Origin of the sequence: Streptomyces sp. NTH33, from assembly GCF_003236365.1 — a bacterium.
GTDB lineage: Bacteria > Actinomycetota > Actinomycetes > Streptomycetales > Streptomycetaceae > Streptomyces.
Genome location: NZ_POTZ01000672.1, coordinates 1 through 2828 on the forward strand (window position 1 = coordinate 1; position 2828 = coordinate 2828).

Annotated in this window: 3 protein-coding genes; 2 read left to right on the forward strand and 1 reads right to left on the reverse strand. The window is 73.4% G+C overall.

Annotated elements, in window-relative coordinates; translation table 11 throughout:
* Positions 1-41: 41 nt before the first annotated feature.
* A complete protein-coding gene (locus C1I97_RS34730; protein ID WP_111006953.1) occupies positions 42-737 on the reverse strand; it encodes an O-methyltransferase in 696 nt (231 codons plus the stop codon).
* A gap of 248 nt (positions 738-985) precedes the next feature.
* Here C1I97_RS34730 and sigE point away from each other — a divergent pair, with 248 nt between their 5' ends.
* Positions 986-1687, forward strand: coding sequence for an RNA polymerase sigma factor SigE (gene sigE / locus C1I97_RS34735; protein WP_111006954.1), 702 nt, complete (start codon positions 986-988; stop codon positions 1685-1687).
* Entirely contained in the window at positions 1684-2640 is a 957-nt protein-coding gene (locus C1I97_RS34740; protein WP_111006955.1) for an anti-sigma factor family protein, read from the forward strand. The genes sigE and C1I97_RS34740 overlap by 4 nt, the downstream gene beginning before the upstream one ends.
* Positions 2641-2828: the final 188 nt, after the last annotated feature.

The window sequence follows — 2828 nt, forward strand, 5'->3', positions numbered from 1 at the left end:
TCGCCGGCAGGGGCGGGGCCGGGGCCCGGGTGCCGGAGTGCTCAGCGCTTGACCGCGCACAGCAGGCCGTCGCCCACCGGCAGCAGCGACGACACCAGGTCGGGGCTCTCGTGCACCGTGCGCAGCAGCTCCCGCAGCCGCAGGACCTCCGTCGGCTGCGGCCCGGAGTCCACCGTCCGCCCGTGCGCGAAGACGCCTTCGAAGGCGACGAGGCCTCCCGGGCGCAGCAGGCGCAACGATTCAGCGAGGTACTCGGGGAACTCCAGCCGGTCGCCGTCGCAGAAGACGAGGTCGTATCCTGCGTCCGCGAGCCGGGGCAGCACGTCGAGGGCGCGGCCGGGGATGAAACGGGCGCGGTTGGCGGCGAAACCGGCGGCGCGGAACGCCTGGCGGGCGAACTGCTGGTGCTCCGGCTCGGGGTCGACGGTAGTCAGCACTCCGTCCGGCCGCATGCCGTGCAGCAGGTGGATCCCGGAGACCCCGGTACCGGTGCCGATCTCCGCGACCGCCTTCGCGTCCACGGAGGCGGCCAGCAACCGCAGCGCGGCCCCCGCGCCGGGCGACACCGAGCGCAGCCCTGCCCCACGGGCCCTCTCGCGGGCCCAGAGCAGCGCGTCGTCCTCGGCGACATAGGCGTCGGCGAACGCCCAGCTCGTCTGCCGGTTGCCGGTAATGACCCTCTCCTGTCCCGTGGTTGCCTGGGCGTGACTGTATCCGCTGGGGCCGGGAACCCGCAGATGGGACCGGTCGTTCTAAGGGATGAGGAAGAGGCGCGGGCGACGACGGCGGCGCGGATGGGGGGTATGGGATGGATCGGGACACCGGCCAAGTACTGACGCAGCCGCACGAGCCGGGCGAGCACGTGTCAAATTCTCGTAAAACTGCTTATCCGGAGCTAACGGACGAGGTGGGTATGGTAGGGGCTCCACTGGACACCACCAGAGCCGACAGGGGAGGTGCGGCTGCGCCTGAGGATCGGAGAGGAGTGCTGCGGCGCTTTCTCGGGTCGGCGGGCAGGCCGAAATCTGTGACCGACACCGCTGCTGACTCGAGCCACGCCGCCGAATCCGCCCAGACCGCGACCTTCTCCACCGACGCGGACGGGCAGGCGTGGACTCCGCCCACCTGGGAGGAGATCGTCAGCACGCACAGCGGCCGTGTCTACCGCCTCGCCTACCGCCTCACCGGCAACCAGCACGACGCCGAGGACCTCACCCAGGAGGTCTTCGTCCGCGTCTTCCGCTCCCTGTCGACCTACACGCCGGGCACGTTCGAGGGCTGGTTGCACCGCATCACCACGAACCTGTTCCTGGACATGGTCCGCCGCAAGCAGCGCATCCGCTTCGACTCGCTCGGCGACGACGCGGCCGAGCGGCTGGCCAGCAAGGAGCCGACGCCGCAGCAGCTGTTCAACGACGCGCACTTCGACGCGGACGTCCAGCAGGCCCTCGACACCCTCGCGCCCGAGTTCCGCGCCGCGGTCGTCCTGTGCGACATCGAAGGACTGTCGTACGAGGAGATCGCCGCGACCCTCGGCGTCAAGCTCGGCACGGTCCGCTCCCGCATCCACCGCGGCCGCTCCCAGCTGCGCAAGGCCCTCGCGCACCGCTCGCCCCAGGCACGGGCCGAGCGCCGCGGCTTCGTGCCCCGGGTCCCCGCGCTGGGGGGAGGAGGCGCGACCGCGTGAGTGGATCACGACCCGATCCCGCGGGGCGCCTCGCGGAACAGCACCTGGGAGACCGTCTCGCCGCCCTGGTCGACGGAGAGCTCGGTCATGACGCGCGCGAGCGCGTCCTGGCGCATGTGGCCACCTGCCCGAAGTGCAAGGCGGAGGTCGACGCACAGCGCCGTGTGAAGAGCGTCTTCGCTCAGACGGCCCCACCGCCTCCCTCCGAGAGCTTCCTGGCCCGCCTGCAGGGCCTCCCCGGAGGTGATGCCGACGGCGACGGCCCGCCGCTGGGCGGGGGAGGGCTGCCCGGCGGGCTCCCCGGACGCTCCGGAGTGTTCGGGACGAAGCGCGGCGAGCGGTTCGAGTTCGGCTACGTGCCGGCCCGGCCGCACGCCGCCGCACCGGCCGACACCGCCGGGGACCGCGGCTTCCGGATCCATCCGGTCGGCCGTGCCGACGGTGAGCGGTCCGCCTCGCGCGGACTGCGGTTCGCGTTCGTCGCCGCCGGGGCGGTGTCCCTGGCCGCGGTCGCGCTCGGCGGACTGACCACCGGCATGACGGGCGGCGCGGAGGCGCGCGGCGGCCCGGGCAAGGGCAGCAATGTGACTCCGGCGCGTACGGGAAGCACGGCGGTGGTGCCGGGTTCCGAGAACCCGCGGCGCCGTCAGCCGACCGCGCCGCTGCAGGTGCAGGGGCAGCAGTCGTCCGGCGGGGTGCCGATGGCGCCGACCGAGCTGTCCGCACCGCTCCTGCCGGGCGTCGTACCACCCGGCGCCGGGCGGGTGCAGGACGCGACGTACACGCTGACCACGCCGGTGGTCGCCGGTGCGACCGTGCTGTCCCCGCTGATACGCCCGCTCACCGCGACGCCACCGGTCTCCCTGACCTCCCGGTCCACCGACCCGGGGTTCACGGTGCCCGGCCTGCTCAGCGCGCCCTCTCCCGCGGCCTCCTCCCGCGCGGCGCGCTGACCGGCCCTGCGTGGCGGGCCGCGAACCTGGTTGAATCCACAGGTCGCGCCCATGACACCGGTTTGGGCGCGGAGCCGTGCCGCGACCCGCTGTGGGGAGAACATGAACGAGCGGAAGCCCGCGAAGCCCGCCCGTCGGTTCCACCACTTCGGGCGGCGGGCGGACGGCCGGATGCGGCCGGCCCAAAG